Source organism: Amycolatopsis sp. NPDC052450, assembly GCF_044547565.1.
GTDB lineage: Bacteria > Actinomycetota > Actinomycetes > Mycobacteriales > Pseudonocardiaceae > Amycolatopsis.
Window position 1 is genome coordinate 159,834 of the sequence record NZ_JBIUAQ010000009.1, and the last position, 21,247, is coordinate 181,080.

Sequence of the window (21,247 nt, forward strand, 5' to 3'; positions counted from 1 at the left end):
CGGTACCGCTGTCATCGGTGGCCGCGCATGTCGCCGACTGGGTCCTTTGCCGGAAAGCGGCGACGCGGAGATCCGGCAGTACAGGAACGGTCGGTGGCCGCGCTCCTGGCGGTAGCCGCCTTTGCCAGAAAACGGCGACGACCGCCTCGCGCAGAACCCGGCAGTAATGCAACGGCCGGTAGCGGCAGCCGCGTTGCCGAGAAACGGCAACGACCCGCACATTCCGCCATCGACCATCATCGCCGGAAAGCGGCCATGGTCACCACGCCGACCCGGCGATACCGCCACCACAGTGACCGCACAACAACCACCAACCATCATTCGCCGAAAACCGGCGACACCCAGCCCAGCAAGCCACCCGAACTCAAGACCCCAAAGCCGCCAACTGCGCCTCCGTCAACCGTTCCACCGCCGCAACCGCTCGATACTCCCCGCCGGCACGAACCACCCGCACGGGGCCGGCGATGTGCGGTTGTTCTTCGGCCACCCACAAGGCGGCCAAGACCCGTTCCTCGTCCCACTCCAAGGCAGCCGAAAGTGCCGCGGCGGAAAGGGCGTGTCCGGCGTGGAGGAGGGCGGCGAGGGCGGTCAGGGCGTCGGCGGCGTACAGGGCGACGCGGTCGTCCAGCATGACGTCGTTGATGCGTGCGTGGAAGCGGGAGAGGTCGTCCATGCGGGTACCCGCGGGTGTCGCGATGCCGAGGACGTCGGCGCCGCGGCGGGCGATCTTGACCCATTCCTGGTTCGCGCGGACGCTTTCTGCCCATACTCGCTGGGGCATCTCCTCGTCGATGACGTACTGCTCGCGGCGTCCGTCCCGTACGCGCCGGAGCATCGCTTGCGTTTCGAGGTAGGCGACGGCGTTCGAGATCGACGCAGGACTGACCTGGAGTCGTCGGGCGAGTTCGGCCGCGGTGAGGACGCCGTCGTCGCTGACGGACAGGCAGGCGAGCACCCGTGCCGTCATGCGGGGGAGACCGGTGGACACCATGATGTCGGCGAACTCGGTTTCGAAGGCGCGTACGGCTTCCGGGTTCCGGCCGTAGCCGTGCGAGACGGCGGCGACGTCGCGGGCGGGCGGCTTGCGGCGGCGCCGCGCGCGTTCGCCGGTCGCGCGGTTCGCTTCTTCGGCGCGGTAGCCGGAATGGCCGCTGTTGCGCGCGACCTCACGGCTGATCGTCGACGTCGGGCGCCCTAGCCGCCGGGCGATCTCGGCGTAACCGAGGCCGTCCTTGAGCCAGGTCGCGATCAGACGGCGATCCTCCTGCGTCAGCCTGCCGCCCGGCATGGGCACCTCCTGTGCGTTCACTCTCAGGTCATTGCAACGAGTCGTTGCATTCACCGGCAAGGACGTTGCAACGATTTCCGAAATCTACCAGCAGTAAAGCCTAAATGACCAGGTTGAAGCTTTGAGCGATCTGTAAATGCAACGTAGCCTTTGGGCAGCGGTAAAAACTGGGAGGAACAGCAATGACCACGTCGGTACCCCATCTCACGGAACTGCCCCTCGAACGCCCGAAAGGCTGCCCGTTCGACCCGCCCGCCGAACTCGGGCCGCTGCGCGACGAGCATCCGCTCGTCCGGCTGACGTTCCCCGACGGGCACGAAGGCTGGCTCGCGACGGGCCACGCGATCGTCCGCGCGATTGTCGCGGACCCGCGGTTCAGTGCCCGGCAGGAGCTGATGCACTCGCCGCTGCCGGGTGCGGCCGCGATGGCGGAGATGCCGCCCGCGCAGCCGGGGATGTTCATCAAGATGGACGGTGAAGAGCACGCGCGATACCGCAAGCTGCTCACCGGCAAGTTCACCGTCCGCCGGATGCGGCAGCTCACCGAACGGGTCGAGCAGGTGACCGCCGAACACCTGGACGCCATGGAACGGCAAGGAACGACGGCCGATCTGGTGCCCGCCTTCGCGCAGCCCATTCCGGCGCTGATGATCTGCGAGCTGCTCGGTGTCCCCTACGCCGACCACGAGTTCTTCCGTCGCAACGTCGCGCCGTTGAACCGGCCGGACGCGTCGATGGAGGAACAGGAAGCCGCCATCAACGCGCTGGGTGGCTACCTCTACGAACTCATCGTGGCCAAACGCGCCGAGCCGACCGACGACATCCTCGGCGAACTGGTCACCACGGACCTCACCGACGAAGAACTCACCAGCATCGCGTTCCTCTTGCTGGGGGCCGGTCTGGACACCACGGCGAACATGCTGGCACTGGGGACTTTCGCGTTGCTGCGGCATCCGGACCAGCTCGCCGTCCTGCGCGAGGACCCGGAGCGCATCGACGGCGCGATCGAGGAACTCCTGCGCTACCTGACGATCGCGCACACGGGCGTCCGCACCGCGCTCGAAGACGTCGAGATCGGCGGCCAGGTCGTGAAGGCGGGGCAGGTGGTCGCGATTTCGGCGACGGCGGCCAACCGCGACCCGCTGAAGTTCCCGGACCCGGACCGGCTCGATGTCCGCCGCAACGCCGCCGGGCACGCCGCTTTCGGGCACGGGGTGCACCAGTGTCTCGGCCAGCAGCTCGCGCGAGTGCAGATGAAGGTCGCCTTCACCGGGCTGCTCGGCAGGTTCCCGGCGCTGCGCTTGGCCGTTCCGGCCGACGAGATCCCGCTGCGGACGGACTCCGACATCTACGGAGTGTACGCGCTCCCGGTGGCCTGGGGTTGATCGCGATGAGGGTCGAAGTGGACCGGGAACGGTGTGTGGGCGCGGGAATGTGTGTGCTGACCGCGCCGGAGGTGTTCGGACAGGACGAGGAAGACGGCCGGGTCCGGTTGCTGGACCCGGAACCGGCCGGGATCGGCGCCGCCGCGCAGTCGTGCCCGGCGGCGGCGATCACGGCGGACGACTGAGAAACCCGGCCAGGGGGTGCCGGGCGGGCACCCCCTGGCCCGGGGATCAGCCGATCTCCGCGAGGACCTTGCCCGCGTCGGCGCTCTGCACGGCGGTGCCGGCGTAGAGCTGCTGGACCCTGGCCTTCTCCTGCGCGTTGGGGTTCACGCTGGTGCAGCTGACGCCACCGGTCGAGCCGGACATCAGCGACGAGCACGGGCCGGGCTTCACGTCGGGCAGGCCGAGGCTGTGCCCGAGTTCGTGGGAAGCGATCCGGGGCGTGTGGTAGCCCTGCTGGACGGCCTGCCTGCCCATCCACACGGTGACCGTGCCGCCGGGGCGGACCGGGCCGAGCGTGGCGCGCGGCCAGCCGTTGTCGGCGATCACCCGGATGTTGACCCGCTGCCCCGGCGTCGCCTTCACGATGCGGACGTTGGTGACGTTGGTGTTCCAGACGTTGACGCCTGCCGCCACCGCGTCCTTGAACTCCGCGGCCTGGCTGTCGTCGTAGGTCAGGGTGGTCGCCATGATCTCGGCGGCACCGGCGGAGGGTGCCGAGAGCACCGAGATGGAGAGCGCGGCGCCGGTGAGCACCGCGGCGAAGGTACGTCGAAGCACGTTGAACTCCTCGCGTTTAAGGCGTGCTGGAATTTCGGAGCAATATCGACCCTGACGCTTTCGAGCCGCTCGGGGTACCCGCCGATAGTCGCCTGTCGTTAACCATGATCTTGACGCGACCGGAAGACTGTGCGGTTATGACCACGGCACGTTTCACCGGACACGAAGAACCGATCCTCGCCGTCGCGGTGAAGGGAAATCGGCTGGTCACTGGGGGTGCGGACCGGACGGTGCGGGTCTGGGACCTGGAGACCGGCGCGCTCCGGTTCACCTTCGGCGGGCACGATCGGCCGGTGCTCGCGGTGGGCATCTCGGGTCAGCACGTGGTCGGTTGCGATGGGGTGACGGTGCGGCGCTGGCGGATCGCCGGTGGCGAGGCGCAGCCCCCGGAGGTCCAGACCACCAAGCGGACCGTCGCCGTCGCGCTGGCGAACGGATTCGCCGTGTCCGGCGCGGGAAGCACCGTCGAGGTCCGGCAGCTGGACGGGGTGATGGTGCGCGTGTTCCGCACCGGCGGCCCGGAGATCGAATCGGTCGCGGTGACCCCGGACGGCCTGGTCGTCGTCGCCGGGGACGACACCGGCGGCGTACGGCTGTGGGACAAGGAAGTCGTTTCCCACTACCGGTTCGGCGGCGCGGGCGCGGTACACGTGGTCGCGATCTCGGCCGACGGCGGGCACGTGCTCTCCGGCGAGGGCGAGACGGTCCGGTTGTGGGGGCGCAAGGGCGATCCGGCCCTCGTCTTCCCAGGGCACGGCGGAGCGGTGCGGGCGCTGGCCTTCAGCCCGGACGGCAAACTGGTGCTCTCCGGTGGTTCCGACGGCGAGGTCCGCGTCCGCGAGATCGACGACCCGGCGGGCTACACCCTCCTCAAGGGACATCGGGGGAACGTCCGCGCGATCGCCTGCACCGCGGGCGCCGAGAAGATCGTCACGGTCGGGGACGACCGCACCATCCGGGTGTGGGACCGCTTCGGCAACCAGATCGACGGCACCGGTTTCGTCGAACCCAAACCGGGCAGGGCCCGGCCGCGGATCACCCCCGACGTCGAAAGCCCGGTCGATCTGATCGGCTTCCACGACGACGTGCGCACCCTCGCCGCGGTCATCGCCGACCGGGAGACCAGCCCGCCGTTGTGCGTCGCGCTGCTGGGCCCGTGGGGTTCCGGCAAATCGAGTTTCGTGCGGCAGGTGAGCGATCGGGTGGCCGAACTGGCTCGCCGGTCCCGCGGCGACGCCGCCAACAGCGTGTTCGCCGGCGAGATCCGGCAGATCCGGTTCAACGCCTGGCAGTACCACGACGACCATCTGTGGGTCGGCCTGGTGGACCACCTGTTCCGCAATCTGGGCGCGCCCGAAACGCATGCGGACGCCGGCGAGGTCCGTGCCGAACGTGAGGAACTGCGCACCCGGCTGGCCGGCCTGCGCGCGGTCAAGGCGGATTCCCCGCGCACCTGGCGCTGGCGTCTCCTGGTGTCCGGAGTGGACCGGGCGGAACGCCGGCGGCGGAGGCTCGCCGTCGCGGGCTACGCGCTCGCCGGGGTGCTCGGCATCGCCGCGGCGATCACCGGCTGGGCGTTGTGGCACAACACGATCCTCGCCGTGGCGGGCGCCGTCGTCGCGCTCGGCGCCGTGCTGACCCCGGCGCTCACCACCGCCAGGGCGGCCCTCGCGCCGGTCAAGTCCACTTTGGACAAACTGCGGTTCGACGTCGACAAACGCGCGGAACGGTTCGAGACCGAAATCCGGGAGACCGAGGAACGGCTCCGGCGGCTGGACGCGGCCACCCGGCTCGGCGAGCTGATCGAGGAGGCGAAGGACGGCAGATACGGCGACTACCAAGGGGTTTTCGCGCGCGTCCGGGAGGACCTCGTGAAGCTGAGCGCCGATCTGGAGGAGGCGCGCCGGGAATGGCAACTGGCCGGCGGCACGGGCAAGCCGCCGCTGGAACGGATCGTGCTCTACATCGACGACCTCGACCGCTGCCCGCCGTCGAAGGTGATCGAAGTGCTCGCCGCGGTGCACCTGCTGCTGGCCCTGCCCGCGTTCGTCGTGGTGGTGGCCGTCGACCCGAGGTGGTTGCGGCGCTGCCTCGACCAGCACCACGAAGAGCTCTTCGGCACCGGGGAGGCACGGCGGGCGGAGTACCTCGACAAGATCTTCCAGATCGTGTTCGCCCTGCGTCCCATGGGAGCCGCGGCGGACGAACTGATCGACACCCTCATGCCCATCGAAGCGCCGGAACCGGCGACGCCCGATCACGAAGAATGGCCGGAAGACGAGAACAAGACCGAACGCGGTGAGACGGCGGAGGTCCTCGTCGAGGACACGGCCGCGCCGACGTTCTACAACATGCGGCCGGATCGGCTGCGGCTCACCGAAGTCGAACGCGATTTCGTCCACTCGCTGCGGAAAAGGCTGAACACGCCGCGCGAGATCCGAAAACTGGTCAATCTCTACCGGCTGGTCCGCATCGGCATTCCCGACGCGGAACTGGCGCGGTTCGTCGGCGGTCCCTATCGGGCGGTGCTCGTCCTGCTGACCCTGCTGGTCGCCGATCCGGACGCCGCGCGCTCGACCTTCGCCGCCCTTTCCGCCGGGGAATCGTTGTCCGGCGCCTTTCCACCTGAATGGCGGCTAGACGCCGAATCCTTCGATGATCTACAGGTCTATCGGAATTGGGTGGGCACCCTCGCCCGCTTCAGTTTCGAAACCTACGATCTCGTGACCGAGGAGACGGAACCGGGAACCACGTTGTAGCTACACTTGCCCGCTACAACGGCTAGGGGGCGCTCATGCGGAGATCAGGCTGGGTTTCGCTCGTCTTCGGCGCGCTCGTCGGGACGCTCGTGATCATCCTGCTCGCGACCACGGTCACCGCGCCGTCGAACGCGGCGAGGACCGACTGCGTCCCGCTGGTCACCAGTTCCTCCACGGAGAAGGGCGACCTGATCGCCGAACTGGCCGAGCGGTACAACAACACCGGCCGGACGTTCGACGGCAGGCGCTGCGCGAAGGTCGAGGCGTTCAAGAAGACCTCGGGGGCCACGCTCGACCTCATCGCCGAGGGCTGGAACGACATCGACGAGCGGCAACCCGAACCGCAGGTCTGGATGCCGAGTTCCTCGCTGTGGCTCGATCTGCTGCGCCAGCGCGGCAAAGGGGACCTGATCGCGAACGGTCCGAAGACCTCGCTCGCGACGAGCCCGATGGTGATCGCGATGCCGGAACCGATGGCCAAGGAGCTGGGCTGGCCGTCGAAGGGCATCGGCTGGAAGGACGTACTCGAAGTGAACCGCAACGGCGGCTGGGCCTCCACCGGTCCGGAGAACGCGAAGTGGGGCAACTTCACGCTGGGCAAGGATAATCCGCGCCGGTCGACCTCGGGGCTCGCCGCGACCATCGCGACCTACTTCGCGGCGACGGGCGGCGACTACGGCAAGATCGACACGGCGGAGACCGTCCAGTTCGTCCGCGGGATCGAGGCCTCGGTCGCCTACTACAGCGACGATTCGGTGGCCTTCCTGAAGACGCTGTACGAAGAGGACCAGAAGAAGCCCACGCCCTACATCAGCGCGATGGCGATGCAGGAACAGATGGTCTACCTCTACAACCACGGCGCGCCGACCGGGGATCCGAAGCAGCTGGGGAAGGAACCGGCCCCGCTGAACCGGCCGCTCGTCGCCGTGCCCCCGAGCGAGGGGACGATGCTGATCGACCATCCCTTCCTCACCACCGCCAAGGCGTCACCGGAACAGCGCGCGGCGGCCAAGGACTTCTACGACTTCCTGCGGGAGCCCGCGCAGCAGGACCGGTTCCGTGACCTCGGCTTCCGTGACCCGGAGGGCCGCGGGAACGACAAGCTGGCCAAGGGCGTGCACACCGAAGGGGTCGCCGAACCGCGGCCCATCGGGGTGCCCACCGGTGAACAGATCCAGAAGATGCTGGACGGCTGGGAGTACACGCAGCGGCGCGGCCGGATCCTGCTGGTGCTGGACCTTTCCGGCTCCATGAACGAACCGTTCGACAAGAACCGCAAGGACAAACCGTATTCCGAAAGCCGGATCGCGCTGCTGAAACCCGCGATCCGCAAACAGCTCGAATACCTGCATCCCGAGGACGAGGTGGGGCTGTGGACGTTCTCGGACGGGTATGAGGAAAAGATGCCGATCGGCAAGGTGAAGAACGTCCGGGGCCCGATGCTCGGCCTCGTCGACAACCTGACCCCGAAAGGGGATACGGCGCTGTACCAGACCGTGATCGCGGCCAACGACAAGATGCGCCGCGAGTTCGACCCGAAGCTCATCAACGCCGTCGTCTTCCTGACCGACGGGCAGAACACCGAAGCCGGGACCAAGGAGCAGGTGCTGCAGAACGTCGACGCCGAGCGGCTGGACAACTCCGTCCGCATCTTCACCATGGCCTACGGCGCGCAGGCGGACAGCCGGGTCCTCGACGAGATCGCGCAGAAGTCCAAGGCCCGCAGCTACCAGGCCGTCGACCCGCACGGCATCGACAAGATGTTCGTCAACGTGTTCAGCAACTTCTGACATGGCCGAACACGACAACCGCCCGTTCCACGTCGTCGCGGTGGTGCTCAGCCTGATCGCCGGGCTGATCGGCCGTGCGGTGACCTACCCGCATCCGGCGGCCTGGCTCTTCGGCGCGGTCGCCGTCGTGGCCGTGCTGATTCCGGCCGAAACCGCGTTCCTGGTGTTGAACAGCAGGCGATCGAAGCCGCCGCGAGTGGCCCGTGCGCCGCAGCCCGTCGCCGCCACCGACAACTACAGCCTGCTCGGGCGGGCGCTGACGGCCATCGAAACGCTGCGGCCGGGCGAGACCGAGCTTTCCGGCGCCTTCCGGCGGGCGGTGGCGGTACTGGAGAAGCGGAAGGGCGACGGTTCGGTGGGTGTCGCTCAACTGCGCATGACCGTCAGCCAGTCGACCATGAAGCTGGAGCGTTCGGTCGAGGAGCAGAACCCGGACCGGCTGATGCTCGTCCAGCGGATGCACCTGTTCCGGGAACTGCTCGAAGAGGCCATCGAGGCGGCCGAACAGGGGTGAGTGTTCGGTGCCGAACAGACTACGGCCGTGCGTCATGCTGATCTGACAGCATGCCGTTGATCGGGCGCCGGGTTGTCGAGGGCGTGGAACATGTGGTCGTACCGGTGGAGCACCGGTTCAGCCTGGAGGAAGCCGTACTGGCGGTGATGGCCGCCAAGAGCACCGTGCGGCCCGCTCCGGGGATCAAGGTCGCTCCGCTCAAGGTTTCGGAGGTACGGTCAGCGCTGCTCTATGCGGCTAAGCACGCCGATAGGCGACATCAGATCGTGGACAGCTATTTCGTCGAGGCCGAAGACGGACCGTTGCACCGGCTGGCCGAGTGGATCAGATCCGAACTGGTCCGCCTGGGCATCTTCACCACGCACGACGGTTCCGCCGCCGGATCGGGTGGCCGATTCGGTTACTCTCCGCGATAGGTGTTCACGACTGCCTGGGAGGGTGTTTCGTGGGTTTGGGCCCGGAGGCCGCCGAAGAGAGAGAACGTCCGTTCCTGGAGCGGCTGGACGAACCCGTCCGTGCCCGGTTGCTGGAGATGGGCACCCCGCAGACCTACGAGAGCAGACAGGCGCTGATGCGCTCGGGCGAGCCCGGCGACTTCGTCATGCTGCTGCGGCACGGTTATGTGAAGGTGACCAGCGCCGACCGGATGGGCGCGACGGTCATCCTCGACGTCGGGGTGCCCGGCGATCTGCACGGCGAGATCGCGGTGATCGCGGGCGGCATCCGGATGGCCGACGTCGTCGCCATCGAAGAGGTGCACGTCCGGCGTATCGCGGCGAGCGAGTTCAACCGGTTCCTGCTGGATCATCCGGCGGCGATGCGGGAGGTGCTCGTCAGCGTCGCCCGGCGGTTCGTGCTCGCCCAGCGGCAGCGGACGCAGTCCTGGAAACCGCAGGCGGTGGCGCGGGTCGCGACGCGGCTGGACTACCTCGTCGACGTCTGTGGCATCCGGACACCAGCCGGCTGGCGCATCGGGATCCCGTTGAGCCAGGACGAACTCGCGCAGTTCATCCCGATGGGCCGGACCATGGTCGCGCAGGCACTGGACAAGCTCCGGAAGGCGGGAGTGGTGGCCAGTTCGCGCCGTGCGATCACCGTCCTCGACCGCGAGGCGTTGCGGGTGATCACGGAAAAAGGTGTGACTTAGCTCACTGGCGTTGACCATCGCGAGGTCACGTTTTGTTCGGTTCCGAACAGAACTTCCGGTGAGGAGTGGGAACACTGCTTCCTGCCGCCAGTTTTCACCGATCAGGGGAGGGGTCGCAGAGATGCAGGTGCTGACCTCAGGCCGATACAACGCGCACACCCACGCCGTGCTGTCCGTCGACATCGTCGGTTCGTCCAAGGCCAGTGATGACCTGCTGGACCCGATGAAGAACGAGATGGAAACGCTGGTTTCCCGCTCGTTCACCGCGGTCGGGCTCGCACCGGGGGAAGCGCGTCACTTCCGGGAGACCGGGGACGGGCTGATGGTCGCGTATCCGGACCACGCCGTCGGCCAGCTCTGTGAGGTCGTGTTCCACCTGGACCATCTGCTCCGGACCCGCAACCGCTACGCCAGGGTCCCGATGAGGGCGCGGGTGGCGGTCCACATGGGACCGATGGCGGACAATCACCGTTACCACCGCACGTACATCACGCTGACCCGGTTGCTGTGCGCTTCCACCTTCAACGACGCCGTCGGCTACTGGTGCCGTTCGGATCCGACGGGCGACAAGTTCGGCGCCGGGATGATCGTCTCGCAATCCGTGTGGCGCAACGTGGTTGAACCGTTCGGGGTCGCGCTGGTCCCGCCGGCCCGCTGTGCCCGGATCAGCGTCACGACCCCGGATTTCGCGGACAGCGCGTGGATCCACCTTCCGGGCCTGGACGCCGAGGCCGTCCTCGCCGAACTGAACCCCGCCGTCGCGGTGCCGCTCGTGTTCGACCGGGTGAGCCGGTTGTCCACGACGGCCTGACCCAGACCGGGCGGTCCGGTTTCCAGGGAGGGAAAACCGTATCGCTCGCCGGTTCCCGGCCCGGACCCCCTACGCCGGGCCGGGAACCGGACCCCCGGCGCGGGGGGTGGGGGCGCGGGTCATCCCCGCCGCGCCCCCTCGCGGAGAAATGTCAGGAAAGGGTCGTTCAGGACGAAAAACGTCTTGAACGACCCTTTCCTGACATCCTGCGGATCCGCCTACTGACGGCAGCGTTTCCCGCTGTTGACGCACTTCACCAGCTGGTTCATCAGCCGCTGCGACATGACGTTCGCGAAGTCGTCGTGGTCGGAGCGCGGGTTGTGCTTCTCCTGTGCGAAAGCGTCGACCGCGTACTGACCGGCCGCCTGGATGTCCGCCGGGATGTTGTACACCAGCGTGATCCGCAGCTGCGGCACGTTCTTGAAGCCGCGCGGGCATTTCCCGTTGCGGTCGGAGAACACGATATGCGTGCGGTGGTTGGCGCTGTCGGTGTTCTTGCCGTCCCAGCAGTTCGGGAAGGCGTGGACGCGGGCGACCTTGCTGCCTCGCGGGCAGATCGGGTACAGCTCGGTGAGCCGGTCCTCGAAGCCGGTGCAGGTCCAGCTCGGCCGGGCGTTGGCCGGGCCGTTGGTGCTCTGCTTGGCGTCGCCGTAGAGCACGCGCAGGAACTTCGGCATCGCGACGACCCGGCGGGCGCCGCCGCTGGTGAAGGTCAGGTCGACCTTCTCGGGGCGCTGGATCTCGCCTTCGTTGTTACCGATCTCGTTGTTGTCGTTGACGCCGGGCAGGTCCGCGGCCTTGCCGTCGGACTTCTTCTTCTCGGCGTCGCCCGCCGCGTTGACGTTGCTGTTCTCGCCGCCGTTGTCGAGCCCGCCTTCGCCGTTCTGCTTCACCGCGCAGCCGGCGAGCTGGTCTTCGTTCTTCGCGACCGGTTTGCCTGCCTGTCGCATGGTGTCGGCGATCTCCTTGATCGACGGCTTCCGCTTGTTCTTCAGCTCGTCGAGTACCTGGGCCGCTTGTTTTCCTTGCGCCAGTTGGTTGTTCGCGTTGTCGGAGTCCTGGTCGAGTTTGTCGAGGTTCTTGTCGACCGCGGGCGTGGCCTGGTCGGGGACCTCGCTGAGCTCGTCGAGTTCGCTGGCGACGTCGGGGCAGTCGACCTGGGCGGCAGCCTCGTCCTTGGCCGCGTTCACGCGGTCGGCGGCGAGTTTCTCCTCGTTCGCCGCCGCGTTCTCTTCCTCTTCTTCGGTATTGATCCGGATGACCGGCCAGAAGTACGCGGACTTGTCGCCGTTCTTGCAGGTCGTGCCCGCGCGCAGCAGGCTCTTGTTGTTCGAATCCGCGTTGGTCGACAGGTTCCCGACGTAGTCGTGGAGGTGCTCGGCTCCATTGCGGACACCGGGCTGGGCGATGAAGTTGTCGCCGTTGAAGTGGCCGTTCTCGTTGCGGCCGCAGTCCACGGTGAACGTTCCCCGCGCGCCTCGCTTCGCGAGGTCGAGGTTGACGTTGGTGCCGCGGGGGACCTTCGTGATGTCGATGAAGAAAGACTTGTCCGCGCCGTCGGCCCTTGCCGCGTCGGGGGTTCCGGTCGTGGTGACCACGACGATCCCGCCGACCGCGAGAGCGAGCGCGAGGCCGCCGGTGGCGACCTTGGTACGACGTGCCATGCGGTGGCGGCCGGCGGTTCTTTGGTTACGGGGCATGAAATCGTTCACCTCGTTCGGTGTCGTTTCACGGAGCCCGGGGGATGCGCCGCCGTCATCGTGGGCGTCGCTGACTCCGTGTTGGCTGAAACGGCCCCAGTGGACACCTGGTTCAAAACGCGACCTTGCCGTTATCCTTTCGTTACCTTAAGACCGGTGATGCACCGCACACGTACGACGGCCGAACGGGGTTCAAGCAGGGCGAAAAGAAGGCCCGGCCTCGGGGCAGTCGAGGCCGGGCCGGGTCAGCGAGTCCCGTGGGTCAGACGTCGACCTTGTCCTTCGGTTCCGCCTCGGTCGCGGCGGGCCGGGAAGGCAGGAAACGCTTGAACAGCGGGAAGAACAGGATCACCAGGATGATCACGTAGACCACGATCGCGAACGGGGTGTTGAACAACCCGCTCAGGCTGCCGTCGCTGAGTTGCAGCGCGCGCCGCATCTGCTGTTCGGCGGCCGGGCCGAGGATGACGCCGATGATCGCCGGCAGCACCGGGAGGCCGTAGCGGCGCATCGCGAAGCCGATCAGGCCGATCACGAACATCACGAGCAGGTCGAAGATGTCCGCGTTGACCGCGTACGCGCCGACACTGGCGAAGAACAGGATGCCCGCGTAGAGGTACGGCCGCGGGATCCGCAGCAGCTTCGCCCACAGGGGCGCCAGCGGCAGGTTCAGCACCAGCAGCAGTGTCAGCCCGACGAACAGCGAGGCGATCAGGCCCCACACCAGCGAAGACTCCCGCTCGAACAGCAGCGGACCCGGCTGGATGCCGTACTGCTGGAACGCCGCGAGCATCACGGCCGCGACCGCGGTGGTCGGCAGGCCGAGCGTCAGCATCGAGACCAGCGTCCCGGCGGCGGAGGCCGAAGCCGTCGCTTCCGGGCCCGCGACGCCTTCGATGGCGCCCTTGCCGAACTCGTCCTTGTGCTTCGAGAGCCGCTTTTCCGTGACGTAGGAAAGGAACGTCGGGATCTCCGCGCCACCGGCGGGCACCGCGCCGAACGGGAAGCCGATGAGCGGCCCGCGCAGCCACGGCTTCCACGTCCGCTTCAGGTCGGCGCGCGACAGCCAAGGCCTGCCGACCGGGATCGGCTTGAACGCGTTCCGCCGCAGATGCGCGGCGACCCACAGCGACTCGCCGACGGCGAACAGCGCGACCGCCACGATCACCACGTCGATCCCGTCGGCCAGATGCAGCGAGCCGAAGGTCAGCCTTTGCTGGCCGGTCATCTCGTCCAGCCCGACGAGGCCGATGGTGAGCCCGATCAGCAGCGACGCCACCCCGCGGATCCGGGAGCTGCCGAGCACGGAGGTGACCGCGATGAACGCCAGCACCATGATCGCGAACAGATCCGGCGCGCCGATGTCGACGGCGTGCTTCGCGATGATCGGGGCCAGCACGACCAGCGCGATCGTGCCGAGGATACCGCCGATGAAATGCCCGATCGCGGCCGCCGCAAGCGCTTGCGCACCGCGTCCCTTGCGGGCCATCGGGTTGCCGTCGATGGCCGCGACCACCGCCGCGCTCTCACCCGGCGTGTTCAGCAGGATCGACGTCGTCGAGCCGCCGAACATCCCGCCGTAGTAGATGCCGGCGAACATGATGAACGCGCCGGTGGGCTCCAGCCCGTAGGTCACCGGGAGCAGCAGTGCCACCGCCATGGCCGGGCCGATCCCCGGCAGCACGCCGATCGCGGTGCCCAGCAGGACCCCGATCGCCGCCATCGCGATATGGGTCGGCGTCAGCGCGGTGCCGAAGCCGTCGATGAGTTGCTGAAGCATCAGAACACCTCCATCAACGGGCCACCGGGGAGCGGGACACCGAGCAGGTTGTTGAAGATCAGGAAGGTCGCGACGGACAGGCCCGCCGCGATCAGCGGGTCACGCACCAGGTTGCGGCTGCCGAGCGCGTACGCCGCGCCCCAGAACAGGATCGCGCCGGAGATCGGGAACCCGACCAGGCCGATCAGCGCCGCGTTGGCGAGGAAGGCACCGCACAGCAACAGGACCGTGCGCAGGTCGGCGGGCGCGGTGAGGTCGATGTCCTCGCCGCCCTCGGCCTCGCCCTTGCCGCCGCGCAGCACGTCGCGCGCCAGCAGCACGGCGACGATCAGCAGCAGCGAGCCGACCAGGATCGGCACCGCCTTCGGTCCCACGGGACCGCGCTGGGCGAAGTCGGTGGGGATGCTCAGCGCGTCGGTGAGCACCAGGACGCCGAGCACCACGAGCCCGACGCTCACCCCGAGTTCGGAGCGCTCCTTCAGCCACGTGGTCGTCATGCCAGACCCAGCTCTTTCAGCACCGTTGCCACTCGAGTGTTCTCCTCTTTGAGAAACGAACCGAACTGCTCACCGGGGGCGAACGCCCCGGTCCATCCGTTGCGCTGCAAGGCTTCCTGCCACTGCGGCGTCTTCTGCAGCCGATCGAACAGGCTCACCAGCTTCGCGCGGTCCGCCTCGGTGATGCCGGGCGGAGCGACGATGCCGCGCCAGTTGGTGAACTTGACGTCCACACCGGACTCCGAAAGCGTCGGCGCGTCGATGCCGGGGATCCGCTTCTCACTGGTCACCGCCAGCACCCGGAGCGTGCCCGCCTGGATCTGGTCCCGGTACTCGCCGACGCCCGAGACACCGAACGCGACCTTGCCGCCGAGGACCGACGCGAGCAGCTCGCCACCGCCGTCGAACTGGACGTAGTTGACCGCCTTGGGCGCGAGCCCGACCGCCTTCGCCATCAGCATCGGCGCCAGGTGATCCGGCCCGCCCGGCGACGAACCGCCGCCGACCTGGACCGCGCCGGGATCCTTCTTCCACGCTTCGACCAGCTGGCCGATGTTCCGGTACGGCGAATCCTTGCCGACCACGACGATGTCCGACTCTTCGATCAGCTTCGCCACCGGCGTGGTGTCGAGCAGCGAAGACGGCGACTTGTTCGTGAACACGCTGCCGACGACGCCGAGCCCCATGGACATGACGAGTTTGCCGTTGCCGCGTTCGGCCACCGTGCGGCCGAGGCCGACCGTTCCACCGGCGCCGGGGAGGTTGAAGACCTCCGCGTTGCCGAGCAGGTCCGCGTCCTCCATCGCCTTGGTGGCCGTGCGCGCCGTGATGTCGTAACCGCCACCGGGCGCGTTGGGCACGAGCACCCGCAACGACCGGATCTGCGAGCCCTCGTCGGCCTCGCTGCCCGGGGTGAGCAACGGTGGCACCAGCAAAACGGCGACGAGCGCCGCCGCGATGGCCAACCAGTTACTGGGCTTCACTGTGATCCCCGCCTCTCTGCCGCGTGGTTGGACATGTTGCACTCGTGTAAACAGAGATGTCCCGCTTGCGGGCCCAATGGTTGTTGTGTTCGTTTTGGTCACGCGGAGGTGGCGATGGGTGCTCGGGGTTCCTTGGCCCGCCAGCTCCTCGTATGGCAACTCGTAGTCGTGACCTGCCTACTGTGCGCGGTGGGCGTGCTGGCCGTCGTCCAGGCGGGGAACAACTTCCGCACGACCGAGGGACGCCGGGCGCTTTCGGTCGCGGAGAGTGTCGCCGCGCAGGGTGTCGTGGGCGACCTCGAGAACGGCCCGTTCGAACTGAACGCGCCCGCGGCGACCGCGCGGAGCTTCTCCGGGGTGGATTTCGTGGTGATCGCGGGAGCGGACCGCTCTGTGCTCGCGTCACCGGATCCGGGTCAGGTGCGGACGCTCCTCGACATCGGCGAGAGCACTGTCCTCTCTGGACGGTCGTGGGTCGGCGAACTCGACGGTTCGATCGTGGCGCACGTCCCGGTGCTCGACGAAAAGGGCGGAAAGGTCGTCCGCATGGTCGCCGTGGGCTCGAAGTCCCCCGGGTTCTTCGCCGGCGTGCTCGACTCGCCGGACAACGCGCTGCGGGTGCTGGGCGTCGCGCTGGTGATCGGCGTGAGCGGCTCGCTGCTGCTGGCGCGGCGCGTGAAGAACCAGACGCTCGGCCTGGAACCGCACGAGATCACCGCCCTGGTGGAAAACCGGGAGGCGCTCCTGCACGGCATCAAGGAGGGCGTCGTCGGCCTGGACCCGCAGCACCGGATCACCCTGGCGAACGACCAGGCCCGCGAACTGCTGGCGTTGCCGGAGGACGCCGTCGGCCGGTCGGTCGAGGAACTCGATCTCAACGAACGGATCCGCGACCTGCTCACCGGCCGCGCGACCGGCGCCGACCAGATCGTGCTGAGGAAAGGAAAGGTGCTGACGCTGAACCGGATGCCGATCGACGTACGGGGAGCCGTCGTCACCTTGCGCGACCGCACCGACCTGATGACCCTGCGGGACGAACTCGACGCCAGCAGGCACGCCACCGACACGTTGCGGGCGCAGGCGCACGAGTTCAGCAACCGGCTGCACACCATCTCCGGACTGCTGGAACTCGGGGAATACGAAGAGGTTCGCGGCTACGTCAGCCGGATCAGCTCGGCGCAAGGGGAGTGGCGCGCCGAGGTCGGCTCGCGTATCGGCGACCCGGCGGTGGCCGCGCTGCTGATCGCGAAGGCGTCGCTGGCCGCGGAACGCGGGGCCGGACTGCGCATGGCCCCCGACAGCGAACTCGACCGTGTCGAGGACGGCCTCTCCACGGATTTGGTGACAGTGCTGGGGAATCTGGTCGACAACGCGTTGGACGCGCTGGGCGGTGAGCGTGGCTGGATCGAGGTCGGCGTGTGGCAGGAGGAGGACGAAGTGCGCGTGGAGGTCCGCGATTCCGGACCGGGAGTCGCCCCGGAGATCGCGGAAGAAGTGTTCGAGCACGGCTTCACCACGAAGGCCGCCGCACACGGCCAGCGGGGCCTCGGGCTCGCGCTGATCCGGCAGGCGTGCGTCCGGCGTGGTGGTTCCGTCGAGGTGCACAACTCCGGCGGCGCGGTGTTCACGGCGAGGTTGCCGCGATGATCCGGGTGCTCGTCGTCGACGACGATTTCATGGTCGCGAAAGTCCACAGTGGATACGTCGCGCGCACGGAGGGGTTCGCCGTGGTCGGGGTCGCGCACACCGGCGCCGACGCGCTCCGCCTGGCGCGGGAGCTGAAGCCGGATCTGGTGCTGCTGGACGTCTATCTCCCCGACCTCGACGGGCTTTCGGTGTTGCGGGAGCTGCGCGCCACCGAGGACGTCGACGTCATCCTGATCACCGCCGCGACCGACGTGGAGACCGTGCGGCAGGCGATGCGGGGCGGCGTCCTGCACTACCTGATCAAGCCGTTCGAGTACGCGTCCCTGCGGGATCAGCTCACCCATTTCGCGTCCCTGCACCAGCGGCTGGACCGGCTGGCCGAGGCGGGCCAGGCCGACGTCGACCAGGTCTTCGGCTCGCGGCCGAGCGCGAAACCCGTGCTGCCCAAGGGACTCACCGTTCAGACCGCGCGGCTGGTGGAGACCGCGCTGCGAGGCGCGCCCGGCGGGATGTCCGCGAGCGAATGCGCCGAAGCGACCGGCGTCGCGCGGGTGAGCGCGCGCCGGTACCTGGAGCATTTCGTGGCGACAGGGAAGGCCGAGGTGACCCTCAAGTACGGCGGTACAGGACGGCCCGAGCGGCGCTACCTCTGGTCCTGACCCCGCAATTCGTCACCTACTTGCGTGCCTGGCCTGGCGCAAGTAGGTGACTAATTGCGGGGTCGGGGCCGAACGGCTCAGCTGAGCCGTTCGGCGAGGAAGGCCAGGATCTCGTCCCTGGCCCGGACGGTGGGGTGGCCTTCCTGATCGACGAGGTGGGCGGTGACGACGCTGTGAGGGCAGGCCACGACGTCACGGAAGAACGGCGGCGGTTCGGGATTGGCCACCTCGTCCGGGAGGACGCGACCGTCGAACGCGTCGCCGAGAAGCGCCCGGTACGCGGCGAAGCGCTGCCCGGTGCACCACCGGTCGTTCTCGAAGCGGTAGGCGAGCACCTTCAGCCCGTCGCGCTCGACGCGCTCGCGTATCCGGGCGGCGTCCGCGTCGCCGAGTTCCAGCCCGGCCGGATCGTCCAGCGGCAGTGAGGGATGGTTGACGACGGGAGCGATGACGGCCGGTTCGAGAGTCATGCTGAGGGCGAAGTTGCCGGTGAAGCAGAGGCCGGTCGCACCGACGCCCGGCCCGCCGCACTCCTCGAACGCCTTCCTCGCCAGCCCGCGCAGCCAGGCCACGACGGGGCTCGTGCCGCCGCCGGCGAACGCCCGGAACTCGGCGCTGACGCAGGCGCGGCGGACGACCTTCTCCCCGTCCGCGGCGGTGGGGAATGCGCCGTCGACACCGAAGAGCGACGGAAGGTAGACCGTGAAACCCGCGTCACGGATCCAGCGCGCGAAGCGGACGACGTCCGGGCTGATCCCGGGCATCTCCGGCATCAGCACCACCGCCGCCCCGGATCCGGCGACGTAGACGGTTTTGCCGACGCCGTCGACCTCGACGTGCCGTTTCGAGAAGTCCGCGAGGGTCATGGCGCCATCGTGCGGTGCGCCCGCCGGTTCGGACAGGGGCGAGATCGCCACATCGTCGGGTAATCTCGCCATCATGGTGACCCCGCAGCGCGTCGGAGTGCTCGCCTATCCGGGATGTTTCGCTTCGGAGGTTTTCGGGGTTCCCGATCTCCTCACGATGGCCTCGCATGTCGCCGCGGATCCTTCGTACGAGGTCTCGATCCTGTCGCCGAGGCGGCGCGTGGTCGCCTCCGGCGGGGCGGTGATCACGGTTTCGCCGGTGCGGCCCGTCGATGTCCTCGTCGTACCCGGGTTCGAGCTGTCGCCGGGGCTCGACCTCGACACGAGACTCAGATCCCTGCGCCCGGAAATCGAAGCCATCAGGACAGCCGCGGAGGCGGGAGTCGCGGTGGTTTCGATCTGCGTCGGCGCGTTCCTGCTGGCCGACGCCGGCCTGCTCGACGGGCGGCGGTCGACGACCTCGTGGCTTTTCGCCGGACGGCTGGCCGATCGCCGCCCCGGCACCGAGGTCCTCCCGGGCGAACTCGTGGTCACCGACAGCGGGGTGACCACGACGGGCGCGTTCAGCGCGATGTACGACTTCGCCCTCGGGCTCATCCGTGAACACCACGGCGGCCGGGTCGCTCGCGCGACCGCGCGGATCGCCCTCGTCGACGACGCGCGGTCGAGCCAGGCGCCGTATGTCGACGCGGATCTGTTGCCCGCCACCGGCAGGGAGTTCTCGCAAGGCGTCAAACGCCGGCTGGACCAGAACCTGCGCGACCGGTACGACCTCGGACTGCTCGCCACGACCTTCCACGTCAGCGCGCGAACTCTCCTGCGGCGGTTTCGGGACGAGACCGGCAAAACTCCGCTCGGCTACCTCCAGGAGGCGCGGGTGCGGCGGGCGAAGCATCTGCTGGAGACCACGGAGCGAACGATCGCCGGTATCGCCGCCGATGTCGGCTACCGCGATCCCGGGACGTTCAGCGCGGTCTTCGCGAGGCTGACCGGCCACCGGCCGCGGGACTACCGCGCGATGTTCAGGCGAAGCCGGGTGTCCACAGGCATTCGGGACACGAAGTGGACAACACCGTAGGCTCGGCTGAATGAGCACGGCATCCACCACGGAGCATCCGATGGTCGAAACCCGGCACCAGACCCAGTTGCTGACCCTGCTGCGGGACGAGGGGCCGATGTCCCGGGTCGAACTGGGGGAGCGGCTGGAACTGCCGCGCGCCCGGGTGGGTGCCGAGGTCGCGCGGCTCGCCGAGGTCGGCCTCGTCGAAACCGCGGGTCCGTCGGCGAGCCGGGGTGGCAGGCGGTCCACGCTGGTGCGGCTGGCGGGCGACCTGCGCGTGCTCTCCGTCGACGTCGGCGCGACGTCGGTCGGGGTCGCGCTCACCGACGCTTCGTGCGAGGTGCTGGTGCACACCGTCGAAGACTGCGACGTCCGGCAGGGGCCGCACGTCGTGCTGAAACGCGTCGCCGCGCTGGCGGAGAAGATCCGCGAAGAGGCGCCGGGCAAACTGATCGCCGCCGGGATCGGCCTCCCGGGGCCGGTGAGTTTCGCCGAGGGCATGGCGGTCGCGCCGCCGATAATGCCCGGCTGGGACCGGTTTTCCGTACGCGACCATCTCGGCGGGCTGCTGGGCTGCCCCGTCACCGTCGACAACGACGTGAACTCGATGGCCCTCGGGGAACGGCACGCCGGCGTCGCCCGCTCCACCGACGACCTGGTGTTCGTCAAAATCGGTACCGGTATCGGCTGCGGCATCGTGCTGGGCGGCAAGGTGTACCGCGGCGTCGCCGGCACCGCGGGCGACATCGGGCACATCCGGCTCGACGACTACGGGCCGACCTGCGCCTGCGGTGAGACAGGCTGCCTCGAGGCGTACTTCGGCGGCGCCGCGCTGGCCCGCGACGGGCTGACGCTCGCGCGCAGCGGCCGGTCGGCGTACCTCGCCGACGTCGTCGCCGACCGCGGCGCGATCACCGCCGCGGACGTCGGCCGCGCGGCGGCGTCGGGCGACTTCGGCGCCGTCAACCTGATCCGTGACGGCGGACGACGGCTCGGGCAGGTGGTCGCCTCGCTGGTGAGCTTCGTGAACCCGGGCATGGTCGTGATCGGTGGCGGCGTGGCGCAGCTCGGGCATCAGCTGCTCGCCGAGATCCGCAGCTCGGTCTACCGGCGGTCGCTGCCGCTCGCGACCGGGAACCTGCCGATCGTGCTGTCCGAGCTCGGCGACACCGCCGGGGTGATCGGGGCCGCCTGGTCCGCTACGGACCGCGCCTTCACACTCAGTAGCTGAGGCGCCCACCTAGGCCTCCCCGCTTGTGCAATGAAGGGGCCTTTCATAGCAAATTTTGCTATGAAAGGCCCCTTCATTGCGCGCGTGTGGGGGTAGCGGCGAGGGCGCCCGGGAGCGCTGCGTGACCGCTCGGCGGCACGTTGGGCACTCACCTGATTCCGATTAGTAACGTCAAGATCGTACAGACTTTTGCTCGACAAGTACGAAAGTCTGCGCGGTTCTGGACGGCTATTCGGGTGATGACCCCCATTTCTGTCCTGTTGTCACCTTGACGAGTGACAGAAGCCACCCTACTTTCGCTGGCTAAGTAACAAAGTTTGTTACGGCCGATTCGTAAGTGAGGCGTC

The 21,247-nt window shown here is 68.4% G+C and carries 19 protein-coding genes; 12 read left to right on the top strand and 7 right to left on the bottom strand.

Annotation, left to right across the window (positions count from 1 at the left end):
* Nucleotides 1-364 precede the first annotated feature (364 nt).
* Nucleotides 365-1,309, bottom strand: a complete 945-nt coding sequence (locus ACIHAO_RS17865; RefSeq protein WP_396559066.1) for a helix-turn-helix domain-containing protein — start codon at nt 1,307-1,309, stop codon at nt 365-367.
* 161 nt (nt 1,310-1,470) lie between these two features.
* Between ACIHAO_RS17865 and ACIHAO_RS17870 the strand changes: the two genes are divergently transcribed.
* Together ACIHAO_RS17870 and ACIHAO_RS17875 are read left to right on the top strand one after the other, a co-directional pair.
* Entirely contained in the window at nt 1,471-2,673 is a 1,203-nt protein-coding gene (locus ACIHAO_RS17870; protein ID WP_396559068.1) for a cytochrome P450, read from the top strand.
* A 5-nt stretch (nt 2,674-2,678) separates the two neighbouring features.
* A complete protein-coding gene (locus tag ACIHAO_RS17875) occupies nt 2,679-2,858 on the top strand; it encodes a ferredoxin (protein WP_396559070.1) in 180 nt (59 codons plus the stop codon).
* Between the two features lie 46 nt (nt 2,859-2,904).
* Here ACIHAO_RS17875 and ACIHAO_RS17880 read toward each other — a convergent pair whose 3' ends face one another.
* Nucleotides 2,905-3,456: a snapalysin family zinc-dependent metalloprotease gene (locus tag ACIHAO_RS17880; RefSeq protein WP_125785785.1), complete on the bottom strand. Its 552-nt coding sequence runs from the start codon at nt 3,454-3,456 to the stop codon at nt 2,905-2,907.
* A 137-nt stretch (nt 3,457-3,593) separates the two neighbouring features.
* Between ACIHAO_RS17880 and ACIHAO_RS17885 the strand changes: the two genes are divergently transcribed.
* From ACIHAO_RS17885 to ACIHAO_RS17910, 6 genes are all read left to right on the top strand, one after another.
* The gene (locus ACIHAO_RS17885) at nt 3,594-6,215 is read left to right on the top strand and encodes a P-loop NTPase fold protein (RefSeq protein ID WP_396559072.1); all 2,622 of its coding nucleotides are present in this window, start codon (nt 3,594-3,596) and stop codon (nt 6,213-6,215) included.
* Between the two features lie 35 nt (nt 6,216-6,250).
* The gene (locus ACIHAO_RS17890; RefSeq protein WP_396559074.1) at nt 6,251-8,005 is read left to right on the top strand and encodes a substrate-binding domain-containing protein; all 1,755 of its coding nucleotides are present in this window, start codon (nt 6,251-6,253) and stop codon (nt 8,003-8,005) included.
* Nucleotide 8,006: 1 nt separating this feature from the next.
* Complete coding sequence (locus tag ACIHAO_RS17895; protein WP_396559076.1) at nt 8,007-8,519, top strand: hypothetical protein; 513 nt, start codon at nt 8,007-8,009, stop codon at nt 8,517-8,519.
* Between the two features lie 50 nt (nt 8,520-8,569).
* On the top strand, nt 8,570-8,935 hold the full coding sequence (locus ACIHAO_RS17900; RefSeq protein WP_007034234.1) for a hypothetical protein: 366 nt from the start codon (nt 8,570-8,572) through the stop codon (nt 8,933-8,935).
* A 29-nt stretch (nt 8,936-8,964) separates the two neighbouring features.
* Nucleotides 8,965-9,666: a Crp/Fnr family transcriptional regulator gene (locus ACIHAO_RS17905; RefSeq protein WP_125785789.1), complete on the top strand. Its 702-nt coding sequence runs from the start codon at nt 8,965-8,967 to the stop codon at nt 9,664-9,666.
* Nucleotides 9,667-9,787: 121 nt separating this feature from the next.
* Nucleotides 9,788-10,477 carry a hypothetical protein gene (locus tag ACIHAO_RS17910; protein ID WP_396559079.1) on the top strand — a complete coding sequence of 230 codons (690 nt, stop codon included), beginning with the start codon at nt 9,788-9,790 and terminating at the stop codon, nt 10,475-10,477.
* A gap of 218 nt (nt 10,478-10,695) precedes the next feature.
* On the opposite strand, the gene ACIHAO_RS17915 is transcribed toward ACIHAO_RS17910, so the two are convergent.
* The 4 genes from ACIHAO_RS17915 to ACIHAO_RS17930 all read right to left on the bottom strand — a co-directional run bounded on the left by ACIHAO_RS17915 (nt 10,696) and on the right by ACIHAO_RS17930 (nt 15,419).
* Nucleotides 10,696-12,141, bottom strand: a complete 1,446-nt coding sequence (locus ACIHAO_RS17915; RefSeq protein WP_396559081.1) for a DUF1996 domain-containing protein — start codon at nt 12,139-12,141, stop codon at nt 10,696-10,698.
* A 298-nt stretch (nt 12,142-12,439) separates the two neighbouring features.
* On the bottom strand, nt 12,440-13,957 hold the full coding sequence (locus ACIHAO_RS17920) for a tripartite tricarboxylate transporter permease (RefSeq protein ID WP_396559083.1): 1,518 nt from the start codon (nt 13,955-13,957) through the stop codon (nt 12,440-12,442).
* Nucleotides 13,957-14,454, bottom strand: a complete 498-nt coding sequence (locus tag ACIHAO_RS17925; protein ID WP_125796283.1) for a tripartite tricarboxylate transporter TctB family protein — start codon at nt 14,452-14,454, stop codon at nt 13,957-13,959. Before ACIHAO_RS17925 ends, ACIHAO_RS17920 begins: the two co-directional genes overlap by 1 nt.
* A complete protein-coding gene (locus ACIHAO_RS17930; RefSeq protein WP_396559267.1) occupies nt 14,451-15,419 on the bottom strand; it encodes a Bug family tripartite tricarboxylate transporter substrate binding protein in 969 nt (322 codons plus the stop codon). Before ACIHAO_RS17930 ends, ACIHAO_RS17925 begins: the two co-directional genes overlap by 4 nt.
* Nucleotides 15,420-15,551: 132 nt before the next feature.
* Between ACIHAO_RS17930 and ACIHAO_RS17935 the strand changes: the two genes are divergently transcribed.
* Together ACIHAO_RS17935 and ACIHAO_RS17940 are read left to right on the top strand one after the other, a co-directional pair.
* Nucleotides 15,552-17,084 (top strand): ATP-binding protein, encoded by a 1,533-nt coding sequence (locus ACIHAO_RS17935; protein WP_396559085.1) that lies wholly within the window; start codon nt 15,552-15,554, stop codon nt 17,082-17,084.
* Nucleotides 17,081-17,743, top strand: coding sequence for a response regulator (locus tag ACIHAO_RS17940; RefSeq protein ID WP_125785796.1), 663 nt, complete (start codon nt 17,081-17,083; stop codon nt 17,741-17,743). Before ACIHAO_RS17935 ends, ACIHAO_RS17940 begins: the two co-directional genes overlap by 4 nt.
* 77 nt (nt 17,744-17,820) lie before the next feature.
* On the opposite strand, the gene ACIHAO_RS17945 is transcribed toward ACIHAO_RS17940, so the two are convergent.
* A complete protein-coding gene (locus tag ACIHAO_RS17945; RefSeq protein WP_396559087.1) occupies nt 17,821-18,609 on the bottom strand; it encodes a dienelactone hydrolase family protein in 789 nt (262 codons plus the stop codon).
* A gap of 73 nt (nt 18,610-18,682) precedes the next feature.
* On the opposite strand from ACIHAO_RS17945, the gene ACIHAO_RS17950 reads away from it, so the two are divergent.
* Both ACIHAO_RS17950 and ACIHAO_RS17955 read left to right on the top strand, forming a co-directional pair.
* Entirely contained in the window at nt 18,683-19,687 is a 1,005-nt protein-coding gene (locus ACIHAO_RS17950) for a GlxA family transcriptional regulator (protein ID WP_396559089.1), read from the top strand.
* Nucleotides 19,688-19,697: 10 nt separating this feature from the next.
* A complete protein-coding gene (locus ACIHAO_RS17955; protein WP_125785799.1) occupies nt 19,698-20,900 on the top strand; it encodes an ROK family transcriptional regulator in 1,203 nt (400 codons plus the stop codon).
* The last annotated feature ends 347 nt before the right edge of the window (nt 20,901-21,247 follow it).